General features: G+C 71.6%; 13 protein-coding genes. 4 read left to right on the plus strand and 9 right to left on the minus strand.

Annotated elements, in window-relative coordinates; translation table 11 throughout:
• Positions 1-39: 39 nt before the first annotated feature.
• The 3 genes from IF19_RS0127175 to IF19_RS0127185 all read left to right on the plus strand — a co-directional run bounded on the left by IF19_RS0127175 (position 40) and on the right by IF19_RS0127185 (position 3512).
• Positions 40-1350, plus strand: coding sequence for an MFS transporter (locus IF19_RS0127175; protein WP_030192899.1), 1311 nt, complete (start codon positions 40-42; stop codon positions 1348-1350).
• Between the two features lie 177 nt (positions 1351-1527).
• Positions 1528-2244: a L,D-transpeptidase family protein gene (locus tag IF19_RS0127180; protein WP_030112618.1), complete on the plus strand. Its 717-nt coding sequence runs from the start codon at positions 1528-1530 to the stop codon at positions 2242-2244.
• A 203-nt stretch (positions 2245-2447) separates the two neighbouring features.
• Positions 2448-3512 (plus strand): sigma-70 family RNA polymerase sigma factor, encoded by a 1065-nt coding sequence (locus tag IF19_RS0127185; protein WP_030112619.1) that lies wholly within the window; start codon positions 2448-2450, stop codon positions 3510-3512.
• A gap of 154 nt (positions 3513-3666) precedes the next feature.
• Here IF19_RS0127185 and IF19_RS0127190 read toward each other — a convergent pair whose 3' ends face one another.
• The gene (locus IF19_RS0127190; protein WP_050493753.1) at positions 3667-4086 is read right to left on the minus strand and encodes an STAS domain-containing protein; all 420 of its coding nucleotides are present in this window, start codon (positions 4084-4086) and stop codon (positions 3667-3669) included.
• A gap of 327 nt (positions 4087-4413) precedes the next feature.
• On the opposite strand from IF19_RS0127190, the gene IF19_RS0127195 reads away from it, so the two are divergent.
• Positions 4414-7695, plus strand: coding sequence for a S8 family peptidase (locus IF19_RS0127195; RefSeq protein ID WP_050493764.1), 3282 nt, complete (start codon positions 4414-4416; stop codon positions 7693-7695).
• Between the two features lie 79 nt (positions 7696-7774).
• Here the strand turns inward: IF19_RS0127195 and IF19_RS0127200 are convergent, their stop codons facing one another.
• From IF19_RS0127200 to IF19_RS0127235, 8 genes are all read right to left on the minus strand, one after another.
• Positions 7775-8368 (minus strand): Uma2 family endonuclease, encoded by a 594-nt coding sequence (locus IF19_RS0127200; protein ID WP_030112622.1) that lies wholly within the window; start codon positions 8366-8368, stop codon positions 7775-7777.
• Between the two features lie 112 nt (positions 8369-8480).
• Complete coding sequence (locus IF19_RS0127205) at positions 8481-9758, minus strand: thymidine phosphorylase (RefSeq protein ID WP_030112623.1); 1278 nt, start codon at positions 9756-9758, stop codon at positions 8481-8483.
• A 146-nt stretch (positions 9759-9904) separates the two neighbouring features.
• Entirely contained in the window at positions 9905-10351 is a 447-nt protein-coding gene (locus tag IF19_RS0127210) for a cytidine deaminase (RefSeq protein ID WP_030846286.1), read from the minus strand.
• Positions 10348-11610: an ABC transporter permease gene (locus IF19_RS0127215; protein WP_030112625.1), complete on the minus strand. Its 1263-nt coding sequence runs from the start codon at positions 11608-11610 to the stop codon at positions 10348-10350. The genes IF19_RS0127210 and IF19_RS0127215 overlap by 4 nt, the downstream gene beginning before the upstream one ends.
• Complete coding sequence (locus IF19_RS0127220; protein WP_030112626.1) at positions 11607-12725, minus strand: ABC transporter permease; 1119 nt, start codon at positions 12723-12725, stop codon at positions 11607-11609. The genes IF19_RS0127215 and IF19_RS0127220 overlap by 4 nt, the downstream gene beginning before the upstream one ends.
• A complete protein-coding gene (locus IF19_RS0127225; protein ID WP_050493754.1) occupies positions 12722-14305 on the minus strand; it encodes an ABC transporter ATP-binding protein in 1584 nt (527 codons plus the stop codon). The genes IF19_RS0127220 and IF19_RS0127225 overlap by 4 nt, the downstream gene beginning before the upstream one ends.
• 337 nt (positions 14306-14642) lie before the next feature.
• Complete coding sequence (locus tag IF19_RS0127230) at positions 14643-15692, minus strand: BMP family lipoprotein (RefSeq protein WP_030112628.1); 1050 nt, start codon at positions 15690-15692, stop codon at positions 14643-14645.
• A 173-nt stretch (positions 15693-15865) separates the two neighbouring features.
• Positions 15866-17116: an amidohydrolase gene (locus tag IF19_RS0127235; protein WP_030112629.1), complete on the minus strand. Its 1251-nt coding sequence runs from the start codon at positions 17114-17116 to the stop codon at positions 15866-15868.
• Positions 17117-17236 lie beyond the last annotated feature (120 nt).

Here is a 17236-nt window from a genome sequence, read left to right on the forward strand (position 1 = left end):
GCATTGGACGCATGAAACGTCTCCCTCTACGTTCGACGTATGCCTCCCGCCGATACCGGGGCATCCACCGTCGTGGTGGATGCCTCTGCTCCGCAGTCCCCCGTCACCACCACCGCCGCGCCCGACGCCGCCGCTCCCGAGCGTCTGGAGCCCGGCCGCCCCGGCTACCGCCGGATGAGCTTCGCCCTCTTCGCCGCCGGTGTCGCGGCCTTCGCCCTCCTCTACTCCACCCAGGCGCTGCTGCCCGCCGTCTCCGCCTCGTTCGACGCGACCGCCGGGCAGGCGAGCTGGACCGTGTCGGCGGCGACCGGGGCGCTCGCCCTGTTCGTCCTGCCGCTGAGCGCGCTCTCGGAGCGGTTCGGGCGACGGCAGATGATGACGGCGTCGCTGGCGGTCGCCGTGCTGGTCGGGCTGCTGGTGCCGTTCGCCCCGTCGATGGGCGCGCTGATCGCGCTGCGCGCCGTCCAGGGCGCGGCGCTGGCCGGGCTCCCGGCCTCCGCGATGGCGTATCTGGCGGAGGAGGTGCGGCCCAAGGCGCTGATCGCCGCGATCGGGCTGTTCGTCGCGGGCAACAGCATCGGCGGGATGAGCGGGCGCATCCTGACCGGCTGGGTCGCGCAGGCATGGGGCTGGCGCGCCGCGCTCGCGGCGGTCGGGCTGCTCGCGCTGGCGTGCGCCGTCGCGTTCCACTTCCTGATCCCCAAGGCCCGCAACTTCCGGCCGGGTTCGCTGAACCCGAAGGCGCTCGCGCGGACCGTCGCCGGTCACCTCGCGGACCCGCTGCTGGTCCGGCTGTACGCGATCGGCGCCCTGTTCATGACGGTGTTCGGCGCGGTCTACACGGTGATCGGCTACCGCCTGGTCGAGGAGCCGTTCAGCCTGCCGCAGGGCGTCATCGGCTCGATCTTCCTCGTCTACCTGGTCGGCACGGTCTCCTCGGCCGCCGCCGGACGCCTGGTGGCCCGGCTCGGCCGCCGGGGCGCGCTGTACCTCGCGGTCTCCACCACGGCCGCCGGGCTGCTGCTGTCGCTGGGCGACACCCTCGCCGCCGTACTGCTGGGCCTGGTGCTGATCACGGCCGGCTTCTTCGCCGGGCACGCGGTCGCCTCGTCCTCGGTGAGCCGGACCGCGACGACGGGCCGGGCGCAGGCGTCGGCGCTGTACCAGTCGGCGTACTACCTGGGCTCCAGCGCGGGCGGCACGCTGGGCGCGATCGCCTTCCACGCCGGGGGCTGGGCCGGGACCGTCGCGCTGGGACTGTTCGCGGTCCTGGGCGTCGTCTCGATCACCCTGTACGGGACGCGGGTGGCGCGGGCGGAGCGGCGGGCGCTCGTCCCGGCCACGCGCTGAGGAGCGGCGCGCGCCGGACCACGTCGGCCGGCCGCCGTTCTCGGCCGGCCCTCGTGGTCCGGCGCGCCGCCGCTTTCGGAACGTAATCGAGACATACGGCGCGCAACCGCCGCTCCCCTTCGCACGTCTACCAGGCGTAACCAACAAAGCACCGTGGGCGAAGGGGAGTTGGCGCGCATGGGAGTCACGGCGAAGATATCCGGAACGCGGCTGCGGCGCGGGGTCGCCCTGTCCGTCGCCGGGCTGGTGGCCGCTCCGGCCCTGGTCCTGGGCAGCGGCACCGCGGCGCAGGCGGCGTCCTGCACGAAGTCGGTGGGCCCGCACCAGAAGCAGGTCGAGAAGTTCCTCAAGCGGCCGGTGGACGGCAAGCAGTCCACGGCCGACTGCAAGGCGATCCAGAAGTTCCAGAAGGCACACGGGATCACCCCGACCATCGGCTACGCCGGTCCCCTGACCTGGCGCACGATGAACACGATGCTCGCCCAGAAGGCGGCCGGGAAGAACCCCAACAAGGCCGGGAAGTGCCCCACCAACAAGGGCCGCATCGCCTGTGTCGACCTGACGCGCCAGCTGAGCTGGATCCAGGACGGCAAGAAGCTGAAGTACGGGCCGGTGCCGGTGCGGACCGGACGCGACGGCGCGGAGACCCGGACCGGGTCCAAGAAGATCTACTGGCGCAACATCAACCACTGGTCGACCATCTACAAGGTCCGGATGCCGTACTCCCAGTTCTTCGACGGGGGCCAGGCGTTCCACTCGGTCACCAAGTCCATGTACAACCCGCCGGGCTCCGGCGGCTGCGTCAACATGCGCCCCGCCGACGCGAAGGCATACTGGAAGCTGCTGAAGAACGGCGACGACGTGTACGTGTACGGGCGCAAGCCCGGGACCTGAGCGAAGCGCTGAGGGCGTCCGCCGGAGCGCGGGCGCCGGACGCCGAGGGCATCCGCGAGGGGTGCCGGACACCGTGGCCGGAGCCGTGGGGTCCGGCACCCCTCCGTCCGTCTTTGCCCCCCGGATGTCAGTGCCCTGCGGTAGCTTCCGGCGTAGCGGGTGACGGAAGCCACAGCGCGGCTGCGCGCGACAGGGGTGGAGCGATGAGCGATCTGACCACGACGACGACGGCCGGGGCCGCCTCCGGCCCGGCGGCGGGCGGTGCGGCCACGGCGGCGCCGGGCGCCGGGAGCGCGGACGGCGCCGGGATCGACGCCCGCCTGGAGGGACACCGGACCGAGCTGACCGGGTACTGCTACCGGATGCTCGGCTCCGCCTTCGAGGCCGAGGACGCCGTGCAGGACACCCTGGTGCGCGCCTGGCGCAACATCGACAAGTTCGAGGGCCGGTCCTCGCTGCGCTCCTGGCTCTACCGGATCGCCACCAACGTCTGCCTGGACATGCTGAACGCGGGCAACAAGCGGGCCCGCCCGGTCGATCTGACCGGCCCGACCCCGCTCGCCCAGGCCGCGCTCAGCCCCCGCCCGGAGAACGTCTGGCTGGAACCGATGCCGGACGGGCGGGTCCTGCCGTCCGTGCAGGACCCGGCGGAGGCGGCCGTGGCCCGCGAGTCGGTGCGCCTGGCGTTCGTCGCCGCCCTCCAGCATCTGCCGCCCAAGCAGCGGGCCGTGCTGATCCTGCGCGAGGTGCTCGCCTGGAAGGCCGCCGAGGTCGCCGAGCTGCTGGAGACCTCCGTGGCCTCGGTCAACAGCGCCCTCCAGCGGGCCCGCGCCACGCTGACCGAGACGGAGGGCCGGGCGGGCGACGTGGCGGACCCGCTCGACGAGGAGCAGCAGAAGCTCCTGGAGCGCTATGTGAAGGCGTTCGAGGGGTACGACATGGCCGCGCTGACGGCACTGCTCCACGAGGACGCGGTGATGACGATGCCGCCGTTCGACCTGTGGCTGCGGGGCACCGGGGACATCACGGGCTTCATGACCACCATGGGCGCGGCCTGCGCGGGCTCCCGGCTGGTGCCCGTCGCGGCCAACGGCTCCCCCGCCTTCGCCCACTACAAGCCCGCCGAGGACGGTTCCGGGTTCGTGCCGTGGGCGGTCCAGGTCATCGACGTGCGGGACGGGGCGATCACCGGGATGCACTGCTTCCTGGACGTCCCGCGCTGGTTCCCGCTGTTCGGGCTGCCGGACCGGCTTCCGGCCGACGCGTAGGCGCGTAGGAGAGCAGGCGCGCAGGCGCCACGCCGGCCCCCGGGAGCCGGAGTCGGGTCCTGGGGCCGGGGTTTGAGCGGCGGGCCGGGGCTTGGGCCTGCGGGGTCCGGGAGCCTGCCCCCTCCCCCGGGGTCGGAGCGCGCCTCACCCGGGGTCAGGGCGGGCCCGGCACCGGTGCCGTGATCTCCCCGGGCTCCTCTGACCCCTCGGGCTCGCCCGACTCCCCGGGCTCCTCCGCCAGGCCCACCACGTCCGCCAGCCCCACCAGGTCCAGCAGCGCGCGGAGTTCGGGCGGTACGCGGCGCAGGCGCAGGGTGCGCCCGGACCGGCGGGCCACGACCGCCAGCCGGGCCACCGCGTCGACGAGCGCCAGATCGGGCCGGACCACCCCGCCCACGTCGCAGTCCGCCACCGCGCCCGGGGCGGGGGCGGCTCCGCCGGGTGCGGTCAGGGCGCGCTCCAGCCGCGCGCAGAGGTCGGGTACGACGGCACGGCTGACCCGGCCGGTCACGGTCAGGACGATCGGATTCTCGGCATCCACACCAGGCAGACCGCCCCGGCGGGCGAAAGTCATCGGACCGGCGCGACGCCGCCCCGCACCTGATGGCCGCCTCCCGACGCCTCGCACCCGATGGCCCGCCCCACGCCTCCTCACGTGATCCCGCCGCGGAGAGGCGTTTTTGCGTCAACTCCGGACTTCCTCACTCCCTTCCGTCAACCAATCCCCAAAACTCCCCCTCTAGTCGGATGAACCGACGGCCGCAGCCGTCACTTCTGCGTCTCTGCGGACCGGCGGAGTGAAGAACCATCGAGTTCTCCAGGGGGAGAGTTGCGCAGACACGTGAGAAACGCGTGCATACCGGCGGTCGCCGCGGCCGTGGCCGTCGCACTGGCGGCGGGAATGGCCCCGGCGGCCGTCGCCGCGCCGGGCCCGAAGGGGGCGGCGTCCGACGTCCGGGCCCAGGACCGGGACGTACGGCAGCTGACGCTCGTCACCGGCGACCGGGTCACGGTCGACGGCAAGGGCAAGCCGGTCGCCTTCCGGCCGGCGAAGGGCCGGGAGGGCATCCCGGTCCAGCGCGTCGGCGACAAGGACCACACGCTCGTCATCCCCGCCGACGCCCACAAGCTGATCGTCTCGGGCAAGCTCGACCGGCGGCTGTTCGACATCACCGAGCTGAGCCGTCCGGAGAACCTCCGGGCCCAGAAGGACGGCCTGAAGCTGATCGTCGGCTACCGGGGCAAGCAGGCCGCCGCCGCGAAGGCGCAGGTCCGCGGCGCCGGCGGCACCGAGGTCGGCCGGTCGCTGAAGTCGCTGAACGCGGAGTCGGTGACCACGCCGACCTCCGACGCGCCGGCCATCTGGAAGGCCCTCACCGACCGGAGCGCGGCCGGTGAGCGGGTCACCACCGCCGCCGGCATCGACCGGGTCTGGCTGGACGGGGTGCGCCGGGCGAGCCTCGACAAGAGCGTCGCGCAGATCGGCGCCCCGGCGGCCTGGAAGGCCGGGTTCACCGGCAAGGGCGTCAAGATCGCGGTTCTGGACACCGGGACGGACACGACCCACCCCGACCTCAAGGGCCAGGTCATCGCGGAGAAGAACTTCAGCGCCGCCAAGGACACCAAGGACCGGGTCGGCCACGGGACGCACGTCGCCTCGATCGCGGCGGGCACCGGCGCCAAGTCGGGCGGAAAGTTCAAGGGCGTCGCCCCGGACGCCAAGCTGCTGGCGGGCAAGGTGCTCGACGACGACGGGTACGGCGACGACTCCGGCATCCTCGCCGGCATGGAGTGGGCGGTCGCCCAGGGCGCCGACATCGTCAACCTGAGCCTCGGCGGTCCGGACACCCCGGAGGTGGACCCGCTGGAGGCGGCGGTCGACAAGCTGTCGGCCGAGAAGGGCGTCCTGTTCGCGATCGCCGCGGGCAACGAGGGCGACGGCGCGGGCACGGTCGGCTCGCCCGGCAGCGCGGACGCCGCGCTCACCGTGGGCGCGGTCGACGACAAGGACGTGCTGGCCGAGTTCTCCAGCCGCGGTCCGCGGATCGGGGACGGGGCGGTCAAGCCCGACGTGACGGCCCCCGGCGTGGACACCACGGCCGCCATCCCGTCCGGTTCGCTGATCGCGCGCGAGGTGGGCGAGAAGCCCGCCGGCTACGCGACGATCTCGGGGACGTCGATGGCCACCCCGCACGTCGCGGGCGCGGCGGCGCTGCTCAAGCAGCAGCACCCCGACTGGAAGTACTCCGAGCTGAAGGGCGCGCTGACCGCGTCCACCAAGCCCGGTGCGTACAACCCGTTCCAGCAGGGCTCCGGCCGGATCCAGGTGGACCGGGCGATCGCCCAGACGATCGTGGCCGAGCCGGTCTCGGTGAGCTTCGGGGTGCAGCAGTGGCCGCACACCGACGACACCCCGGTCGCCAAGCAGGTCACGTACCGCAACCTCGGTACCAGCGACGTCACGCTCGACCTGAAGGCCACCGGCACCGGCCCGCAGGGCAAGCCCGCCCCGGCCGGCTTCTTCACCCTCGGCGCGGACCGGATCACCGTTCCGGCGGGCTCCACCGCACAGGTCGCGCTGACCGCCGACACCCGTCTCGGCGGCACGCTGGACGGCACGTACTCGGCGTACGTGGTGGCGACCGGCGGCGGGCAGACCGTGCGCACGGCCGCGGCGGTCGAGCGTGAGGTCGAGAGCTACGACGTCACCGTCAAGCACATCGGGCGCGACGGGCGGCCCGCCGTCCACGCGGAGAGCACCCTCTTCCGCTTCGGCGCCGAGTCCGGCAGCCCGTTCCTGAACCCGCAGGTCACCGACGGCGTGGCGAAGATCCGCGTGCCCAAGGGCACCTACGTGGCCAACTCCACGGTCTACCAGGACCCGGACGACGTCACCAAGGGCGCCGACTGGATGGCGCAGCCCAAGGTCTCGGTCACCCGGGCCACGACGCTGACCTTCGACGCCCGCAAGGCGAAGCCGGTGAAGGTCACGCTGCCGGACGCCAAGGCGAAGGGGCAGCTGTTCGCCCCGGACTACGTGGTGGAGACGGCGGACGACGCGGTCACCTTCGGCTGGCTGATGGACTCGCCGGCCGGCCTGCGCACGCTGCACGTCGGCCCGCAGGTCACCGGCGTCTCGCTCGCCCAGCACTGGACGGGCACCTGGACCACGGGCGCCTCGGCCGAGTACGACATCGCGGTCGGCGGCAAGGTCAAGCAGCTCGCCACCGGCTACGCCCGGAAGTTCACCGCGGCGCAGCTCGCCAAGGTGAAGGTCGGCATGGGCTCGGCGGCGCCGAAGAAGAAGGGCTCGATCACCGCCTTCCCCGTCCTCGCCACACAGGGCGGCGGCTGGGCCACCTCGGTCGAGCAGAAGCTGCCCGGCACCCGCACGCTGTACCTCTCCACCGCGGACAAGGTGGCGTGGGGCCTGGACTTCGACCAGCTCGGCCCGCTCGACGCGGAGGGCTGGCCGACGTACGAGGCCAACTACGGGCTGGGCGACGAGGCGACGTACAAGGCGGGCAAGACGTACACGAAGACCGTGAACACCGGGGTGTTCGGCCCGCTGGTCGACAAGAACTACGGCGTCGTCCGTGAGGGCGACGAGATCACGGGCGCCCTCCCGCTGCTGGCCGACGGCCAGGGCAACGCGGGCGGGATGCTGTTCACCTCGGCCAAGACGGTCCTCTACCGCAACGGCAAGAAGCTCGGCCAGAACGGCGACCCGGTCACCGGCTACGAGCCCTTCAAGGTCCCGGCGGGCTCGGCGGACTACAAGCTGACGACCACGGTCAAGCACAGCGCCAAGGTCAACCCGCTCTCCACCCGGGTGGACGCCTCCTGGACGTTCCGTTCGAAGAAGACCGGCTTCGCGATGCTGCCCGTCTCCACCGTCCGGTTCACCCCGGCGGTGGGCGCCGACGGCCGCGTCAAGGCGGGCAAGACCGTCTCGGTGCCGGTGAAGGTGCACGGAGCGGCTGCCGGTAAGAACACGAAGTCGCTGAAGACGTACGTCAGTTACAACGGCGGCAAGACCTGGAAGAAGATCACGGTCAAGAAGGGGAAGATCACCGTCAAGAACCCGGCGAAGGGCAAGGCGATCTCCTTCTCCGCCACGGTCACCGACAAGAAGGGCAACACCTCGTCGGTGAAGATCTACAACGCGTACTTCGGCAAGTGACCGGAGCAGGCGTGTAGTTCACCCTCGCACGACGGCGGCCCGCCGCACGGAACCCTCCGTGCGGCGGGCCGTCCGCATGTCAGCCGGCGGGGAGGACGCCCGTGTCCAGGACCAGCCCGAACGGCTCGGGGAGGGTCAACTCCCGCCCGTACTCGACCGTTTCCAGCACCCGGTACGTGCCTCCGTCCGGCTCGCCGTAGAGCGTCGCGGTCGGGCGACCGGAGTGCCAGGGGTCGAGGAGGAGGAACAGCTCGACCCCGGCCTTGGCGTAGCCGTTGACCTTGCTGACGCGGTCGTGGTTGGCGTTGGCGCGGGAGGTGGTCTCCACGACGAGGCGGGCCTCGGAGGCGGGGACGGTGTTGCCCGGCCCGGAGGCCGTGGCGCGGTCCACGACCACGAGATCGGGAATGTAGATCCCGCCCCGGCCGGGCAGCGAGAGGCCGAGGGTCTGGTAGATCTCCCAGTCCTCCGGGATGACGGTGTAGAGCCTGCGCTGGAGCAGAGCAGCGGTGGTGTTGTGGTCCTTGGACGGCGGCGGCGACACGGTGACGATCTCCTCGATGATCTCCACCTTGCAGCCCTCGGGTGCGTCCGTCTCCTCCCAGATCCGGACCAGGTCGTCCCAGTCCTGGCCGTGGCCCGGCGCGGGCTCGACGGCTCGGGTCTCCGCCATGACGCCTCCTCCCCGGGGCGTGCCGGCGCGTCGCCCCGGGCCGATCCCAGCATGCCGAACGGGACCGGCGGCAGTCCACCGGTCCCGTTCACCCGTACGAGGAAACCGCAGGTCAGGCGATACGTTCCCGCACCACCGGGAGCGGCGCGAACGACGTGCCGGCCGGGGCGATGTCGTACGCCCCGGGCAGGGCCGTGAGCGCGTAGTCGAACTTCTCCGGGGTGTCCGTGTGCAGCGTCATCAGGGGCTGGCCCTCGGTGACCGTGTCGCCGGGCTTGGCGTGCAGTTCGACGCCCGCGCCGGCCTGCACCGGGTCCTCCTTGCGGGCGCGGCCCGCGCCGAGGCGCCAGGCGGCGACGCCGACGTCGTACGCGTCCAGGCGGGTGAGGACGCCGGAGGAGGGGGCGGTGACGACGTGCTGCTCGCGGGCGGTGGGGAGGGTGGCGTCCGGGTCGCCGCCCTGGGCGGAGATCATGCGGCGCCAGACGTCCATCGCGGAGCCGTCGGCCAGGGCCTTCTCCGGGTCGGCGTCCTTGAGGCCGGCCGCGTCGAGCATCTCGCGGGCGAGGGCGAGGGTCAGGTCGACGACGTCCTGCGGACCGCCGCCGGCGAGCACCTCGACGGACTCGCGGACCTCCAGCGCGTTGCCCGCGGTGAGGCCGAGCGGGGTGGACATGTCGGTGAGCAGGGCGACCGTGCGGACCCCGCTGTCGGTGCCGAGCGCGACCATGGTGGAGGCCAGTTCGCGGGCGTCCTCGATGGTCTTCATGAAGGCGCCGGAGCCGACCTTGACGTCCAGGACGAGCGCGCCCGTGCCCTCGGCGATCTTCTTGGACATGATCGAGCTGGCGATCAGCGGGATCGCCTCGACGGTGCCGGTGACGTCGCGCAGCGCGTACAGCTTCTTGTCGGCGGGGGCGAGGCCGTCGCCGGCCGCGCAGATGACCGCGCCGGTGGTGTCGAGGACGTGTCGCATCTCCTCGCCGGTGAGGTGGGCGCGCCAGCCGGGGATGGACTCCAGCTTGTCCAGGGTGCCGCCGGTGTGGCCGAGGCCCCGGCCGCTGAGCTGCGGCACGGCCGCGCCGCACGCGGCGACCAGCGGGGCGAGCGGCAGGGTGATCTTGTCGCCGACGCCGCCGGTGGAGTGCTTGTCGGTGGTGGGGCGGGAGAGCGCCTCGAAGCTCATCCGCTCGCCGGAGGCGATCATCGCGGCGGTCCAGCGGGCGATCTCGGTGCGGTTCATGCCGTTGAGCAGGATCGCCATGGCGAGGGCGGACATCTGCTCGTCGGCGACATCGCCCCGGGTGTAGGCGTCGATGACCCAGTCGATCTGCTCGGGGGTCAGTTCGCCTCGGTCCCGCTTGGTGCGGATGACGGAGATGACGTCCATGGGAATCCTTCCGGCCGGGTGCGTGCGCGCGGGTCCTCGTCGACTCTACGCGCATAGAGAGGGGAAAGGGCGGTGGCCCTTCCGCGAGGGAAGGGCCACCGCCGGGAATCGGGGATGCGGGCCGGGCCGCGGTGCGGTCCGGCGCCTCAGCCCAGGTGCTGCGGGCCGAACGCCTGCGGCAGCATCGCGTCCAGCGTGCGCAGCCCGTCGGGCGTCTCCAGGAGGAGGTCCGGCCCGCCGAACTCGTACAGCAGCTGGCGGCACCTGCCGCACGGCACCAGGACCGACCCGTCGCCGTCCACGCAGGTGAAGTGGGTCAGCCGGCCGCCGCCGGTGGCCTGGAGCGTGGAGACCAGGCCGCACTCGGCGCAGAGCGAGAGGCCGTAGCTGGCGTTCTCCACGTTGCAGCCGGTGACGGTGCGGCCGTCGTCCACCCGGGCGGCCACGCCGACCGGGAAGCCCGAGTAGGGGGCGTACGCCCGGGACATGGCGTCCCGGGCGGCCTCCCGCAGGGCCTTCCAGTCGGACTCGCCGAAGCGGGCGGCGGATGCGGGGCCGGGCGCGTGCCCCGCGTCCTCGGGCGGCGGCGTCACTTGCCCTCGCCCTTGCGGTACGGCACGCCGTCCGCCTTGGGCATCCGCAGCCGTTGCGCGGAGAGCGAGAGGACCAGCAGCGTCGTGACATACGGGGCCGCGTCGACGAACTGGCTGGGCACCTGGTCGGTCAGGAAGTACCAGGTGAACAGGAGCGCCGAGACGGCCGCCGAGATCACCGCGGCGACGTACTTCTTCCGGTACAGCTGCCAGAACACCGCGATGACCAGCAGGATCGCCAGCAGGAGCAGCATGGCGTGGACGTTCTCCGCGCCACCGCGCAGCTTGAGGCTGTCGGTGAAGCCGAAGAGGCCGGCACCGAGCGCCATCCCGCCCGGCATCCAGTTGCCGAAGATCATCGCGGCGAGACCGATGTAGCCGCGGCCGCCGGTCTGGCCCTCCTGGTAGATGCCGGTGGCGACGATCGCAAGGAACGCGCCGCCGAGGCCCGCCAGACCGCCGGAGACGGTGACGGCGATGTACTTGTACTTGTACACGTTGACGCCGAGGGTCTCGGCGGCCACCGGGGACTCGCCGCAGGAGCGCAGGCGCAGGCCGAACGGGGTGCGCCACAGGATCCACCAGGTGGCGGGGATCAGCAGCAGGGCGACGACGGTGAGCAGGGAGAGGCCGGTGACCAGGCCGCCGAGGATGCCCGCGATGTCGGAGATCAGGAACCAGTGCTGCTGTTGCAGGTCCTGGAGCCAGTCCGAGAGCCCGGGAATCGTGATCTTGTCGATCGGGTCGACGCGCGGGGACTGCTTGGAGGAGCCGCCCTGGACGCCGTCGAAGGCGAAGTTGGAGAGGTAGCGGGTGATGCCGACGGCGAGGATGTTGATGGCCACACCGGAGACGATGTGGTTCACGCCGAAGGTGACGGTGATGACCGCGTGCAGCAGCCCGCCGAGGCAGCCGCCGAGGATGCCGAAGAGGACGCCCATCCACGGGCCCCACTGGAACCCGGCCCAGGCGCCGAACCAGGTGCCGAGCACCATCATGCCTTCGAGGCCGATGTTGACGACGCCCGCGCGCTCGGCCCACAGGCCGCCGAGTCCGGCGAGGCCGATCGGGACGGCGAGTTCCAGGGCGCCGGCGACCTGGCCGACCGAGGTGATGTCGTTGGCGCCGCTGATCAGGCGGACCAGCGAGACCAGGGCGAGCGCGCCCGCGATGATCAGGAGGACGACGGGCAGGGAGAGCGTGCGGCGGCCGCCCTTGAGGGGGACGGGCCGTGCGGCGGTGGATTTGCTGGTGCTCACAGGGCCGCCTCCTTCTCGGTCTTGATGGCATGGCCGGCGGCGAGTTCCTCGCCGACCTTCTGCTGCTGGCGGCGGACGCCGTAGCGGCGTACCAGCTCGTAGGAGACGACGACCGAGATCACGATCAGGCCCTGCATGATCGTGGCGATCTCCTTCTCGTACCCGTACTGGTCGAGCGAGGCGGACGACTTGTCCAGGAAGGCGATCAGCAGGGCGCTGAAGGCGATGCCGAGGGGGTTGTTGCGCCCCAGCAGCGCGATGGTGATACCGGTGAAGCCGATGCCCGTGGGGAAGTCGAGGCTGTAGGTGTGGGTGTCGCCGAGCAGCGTCGGCATACCCGCCAGGCCCGCGACGGCGCCGGAGATGAGCATCGAGGTGAGGATCATCTTCTTGGCGTCCACACCGGATGCCTGGGCGGCGCTCTCGCTGGCGCCGGTGGCCCGCAGGTCGAAGCCGAACCGGGTGCGGTTGAGCACGAACCAGTACAGGAGGCCGCAGCCGGCGGCGACGAAGGTGAAGCCGTAGATCTCGCCGGCCTGGTCGCCCATCGGCAGCCCCGGGAACCAGCCGGACTCCGGGATCTCGCCGGTGGTCAGGTTGTTGGATCCCGCGGGCTGCTCGCCGAAGTTCTTCGGGAGGATCATCCAGGCGACCAGCGCGGTGGCGATCGAGTTGAGCATGATCGTCGAGACGACCTCGCTCACCCCGCGGGTGGTCTTGAGGAAGCCCGCGATGCCCGACCAGAACGCGCCGACCAGCATGGCGACGATCACGATCAGCGCGATGTGCAGCGGGCCCGGCAGGTCGACGCTCGCGCCGACCAGCGCGGCCAGCATCGCGGCGAGGCGGTACTGCCCGTCGACGCCGATGTTGAAGAGGTTCATCCGGAAGCCGACCGCGACCGCGAGGGCGGCGAGGTAGTACGTACCGGCCTGGTTGACGATGAGGACCTGTACGTCGACGTAGCTCGCCGACTCGAACATGATCCGGTACGGCTCGAAGGGGTTGCGGCCGGAGGCGAGCAGCACCACGGTCGTCAGCACGAGGGCGACGACCAGGGCGAGCACCGGGCCGGCGAAGCCCAGGATCAGCCGGTCCTTGTCGAATTTCTTCATCGCGCCTCGTCCTCCGGGCTTTCGAGGTGACCGGTGGCGGCGCCGGTCATGGCCGAGCCCAGTTCCTCCGGGGTGATGGTGGCCGGGTCGGCGTCGGCGACCAGGCGGCCGCGGTACATGACGCGCAGGGTGTCGGACAGGCCGATCAGCTCGTCCAGGTCGGCCGAGATCAGGAGCACGGCGAGACCTTCGCGGCGGGCCTCGCGGATCTGGTCCCAGATCTGGGCCTGCGCGCCGACGTCCACACCGCGGGTGGGGTGGGCGGCGATCAGCAGCTTGGGGGCGTGGCTCATCTCGCGGCCGACGATCAGCTTCTGCTGGTTGCCGCCGGAGAGGGAGGCCGCGGTGACCTCGATGCCGGGGGTGCGCACGTCGTACTCGCGCACGATGCGCTCGGTGTCGGTGCGGGCCGCCTTGTTGTCCAGCAGCCAGCCGCGGCTGTTGGGCTTCTCGGTGACGTGGCCGAGGATGCGGTTCTCCCACAGGGGGGCGTCGAGCAGGACGCCGTGGCGGTGGCGGTCCTCGGGGATGTACCCGATGCCGGACTCGCGCCGCCTGCGGGTGGGGGCGTGCGAGATGTCGGCCCGGTCGAGGGTGATCGTCCCGCCGTCCGGGTCGCGCATGCCCATCAGGGCCTCGATCAGCTCGGTCTGGCCGTTCCCCTCGACGCCGGCGATGCCGAGGACCTCGCCCTGGTGGATGGTGAAGTCGATGCCCGCGAGCACGTCGCGGACGGTGCCGTCGGGGTCGGTGACGGTGAGCGCCAGGTCCTCGACGCGCAGCATGGGCACGTCGGTGACGGTGGACTCGCGGGTCTCCGGCGAGGGCAGCTCGCTGCCGACCATCAGCTCGGCGAGCTGCTTGGTCGTGGTGGCGGCCGGGTCGGCGGTGCCCACGGTCGTACCGCGGCGGATCACCGTGATGTCGTCGGCGACGGAGAGCACCTCGCCCAGCTTGTGCGAGATGAAGATGACGGTGAGGCCCTCGGCCTTGAGCTCGCGCAGGTTGGCGAAGAGCGCGTCGACCTCCTGCGGCACGAGGACCGCGGTCGGCTCGTCGAGGATGAGGATGCGGGCGCCCCGGTAGAGCACCTTGAGGATCTCCACACGCTGCCGGTCGGCGACCCCGAGGTCCTCCACGAGCGCGTCGGGCCGGATGCCGAGGCCGTACGCGTCGGAGATCTCCTTGATCTTCCTCCGGGCGGCGGACCCGATGCCGTGCAGCTTCTCGCCGCCGAGGACGACGTTCTCCAGGACGGTGAAGTTGTCGGCGAGCATGAAGTGCTGGTGCACCATGCCGATGCCCCGCTCGATGGCGTCGCCCGGGTTGGAGAACGAGACCTGCTCGCCGTTGATCGCGATGGTGCCCTCGTCCGGCTTCTGCATGCCGTAGAGGATCTTCATCAGGGTGGACTTGCCGGCGCCGTTCTCACCGACGAGGGCGTGGACCGTGCCCTTGCCGATCGTGATGTCGATGTCGTGGTTGGCGACGACACCGGGGAAGCGCTTGGTGATGCCGTGCAGTTCTACGGCAGGGGGGCTGCTGGACGCGTTGATGACGCACTCTCCTTGGCCGGACAGGAGCGGGGGCGGAGGAGCTGGGGGCTCTGAGGGGCGGGGGTGAAGTTATCGCGCCGGAGGGCTGTCTACACGCGTAGCGCTGCCGAATCGTGAAACACGGGGTGCACGTCACAGTCCGGACGCGGGGCCCGGGCCGGGGTGGGAGAGCACGGCGAGAGGCGGAACTTCTTCGTGGGGCCGCGCGGGACGTCTGGGTCCGGTCGCGCGGCGCGGTGGTGCGGGTGCCGGTGTGCCGGTACGGGAGGGGCCCATGGCCCTGTCCGTCCACCGGCCGCGGTGCGGGCGGGGACGGACAGGGCCTCGGGAAACCAGCCGTACGGCGCCGGGCGCCGGACGCTTACGGAGCGGTCTTGACGGTGATCTTGCCGTCGATGATCTCCTGCTTGGCCTTGTCGACGGCCGAGATGACGTCGGTCATCTTGGCGAACGCCGGGTTGGACATCGACAGGCCGACGCCGTCCTTGTCCAGGCCGTAGCGGATCTCACCGGTGGTCGGCTTGCCGTCCTTGACCGACTTGATCAGGTTGAAGACGGAGTCCTCGACGTCCTTGGTGACGGAGGTGAGGATGGACTCCTTGTAGGCCGCGAGGCCCTTCTGCTGGTACTGGTCGGAGTCGACGCCGATGTTCCACTTGCCCGCCTTGGAGGCGGCCTCGATGGCGCCGGAGCCGGCCAGACCGGCGGCCGAGTAGATCACGTCGGCCTTCTTGTCGAGCTGGCCCTGGGCGGCGGCCTTGCCGAGGTCGGGCTTGGAGAAGCCGTCGAAGTTCGGGGGCTGCGTCAGGTACTGCGGGAGGACCTTGACCGAGGGGTCGGTGTCCTTGGCGCCCTGGACGAAGCCGGCCTCGAACTTCTTGATCAGCGGGGTCTCGACACCGCCGATGAAGCCGATCGTCTTCGTCTTGGTGACCTTGGCGGCGGCGACGCCGGCGAGGTAGGAGCCCTGCTCCTCGTTGAAGACGATGTTGGCGATGTTGTCCCCGGTCACCGAGGCGTCGTCGATGATACCGAAGGTGGTCTTCGGGAACTTCGGCGCGACCTTCTTGATGGCGGGCGCGTAGGCGAAGCCGACGCCGATCACCGGGTTGTTGCCGGCGCGGGCCAGCTCGGTGAGACGCTGGACCTTGTCCGCGTCGCCCTCACCGTCGGAGGGCTCGGCCTCGCTGCCCTTGATGCCGAGGTCCTTCTCCGCCTTGGCGAGACCGGCGTAGGCGGCGTCGTTGAACGACTGGTCGCCGCGGCCGCCGATGTCGTACGCGATGGCGGCCTTGTCGCCGTCCTTGCCGGAACCGGCATCCGACGACGATTTTCCGCCACAGGCGGTGACGCTGAGCGCGAGCGCCGCGGACGCGATGCCCACGGTCGTGATCCGGGTGATCCGGCGCAAGGGAGGCTCCTTCAAACCTGACCGAAGCGCCTCTTCCGGCGCTGGTTTCGCGGCGATCGTAACGCGCGTAGATGTCAGATAAGAGCACGTACGGAAGCCGTTATCGGATCGTCGTGTACAGAAGCGGCCTCGCGGGTCCGGGAACGGCCCGCGAAGACCGCGTCAACGCATCGCTAACGGTTCGCGTCCAGCAGCGCGGCCGCCGTGAACAGCTCCACCCCGACGGTGATCGCCTCCTCGTCCACGTCGAAGTTGCCGCGGTGCAGGTCGAGGCCGCGCGTGTCGCCCGGGGGCCGGACGCCGAGGCGGGCCATCGCGCCGGGGACCTGCTCCAGGTACCAGGAGAAGTCCTCGCCGCCCAGGCTCTGCTCGGTGTCCTCGATCGCGTACGAGCCCCGGCGCTCGGTCATCGCGGCGTCGAGCAGCCCGACGGACTCGGCGTCGTTCACCACGGGCGGCACGCCCCGTACATAGGTGATCACCGTCTTGGCCCGATGCATTCCGGCCACCTCGTCCACGGCGGCGTGCACCAGGTCGGGGGCCTCGCGCCAGGCGTCCAGGTTGAGGCAGCGGACCGTACCGGACAGTTCGGCGCGCTGCGGGATGACGTTGGGGGCGTGCCCGGTCTCCAGCCGGCCCCAGGTCAGCGCGAGCCCGGAGCGGGCGTCCACCCGGCGGGCGAGCAGCGCGGGCACGTCCACGGCGATCCGGGCGGCGGCGGTGACCAGGTCTGTGGTCAGGTGCGGCCGGGCGGTGTGGCCGCCGGGGCCGTCGAGGGCGACCTCCAGGCGGTCGCAGGCCGAGGTGATGGCCCCGACGCGCAGCCCGATCCGCCCGGCGTCCACCTTCGGGTCGCAGTGGACGCCGATGATGCGCCCGACGCCCTCCAGCACCCCGGACTCGATCGCGTCGACCGCGCCGCCGGGCAGGACCTCCTCGGCCGGCTGGAAGATCAGCCGTACGGCGTTGGGCAGCCGCCCCTGCCGGTCGAGCTCGGCCAGCACGAGGCCCGCGCCGAGCACGGTGGTGGTGTGCACGTCGTGCCCGCAGGCGTGCGCCCGGTCGGGCACGGTGGAGCGGTAGGGCACACCGGTCTTGGTGTCCGGGATCGGCAGGGCGTCGATGTCCGCCCGCAACGCCAGCATGGGCGTGACCCCGTCCCACTCCCCCACGTCGCACATGAGCCCGGTGCCGACCCGGAGGACCCGGGGCGCGAGCCCCGCCTTCTCCAGCCGGTCCTTGATGGCGGCGGTGGTGCGGAACTCCTGGTTGCCGAGCTCGGGGTGCATGTGCAGGTCCCGGCGGAAGGCGATCAGCTCGGCCCTCAGCTCGTCGGGGAGCCGCCCCGGCAGACCGCCTCCCCCCGGCTGCTCGGCGTCGGGCAGGTCGTGGAGGCGGGAGGCGCGGGACTTTACATGGTTCACCCTACGAAGCGTAGGCCCATCGCCCCCTCAACTGGCCATGGATCAAAGAAATTTCAGCCGTGCAGGGGAACAAAGTTCGGACGAGGACGTGTGACGGAGGGTGGTTGCGGGTATACCCGT

Source organism: Streptomyces californicus (genome assembly GCF_000717645.1).
GTDB lineage: Bacteria > Actinomycetota > Actinomycetes > Streptomycetales > Streptomycetaceae > Streptomyces > Streptomyces californicus.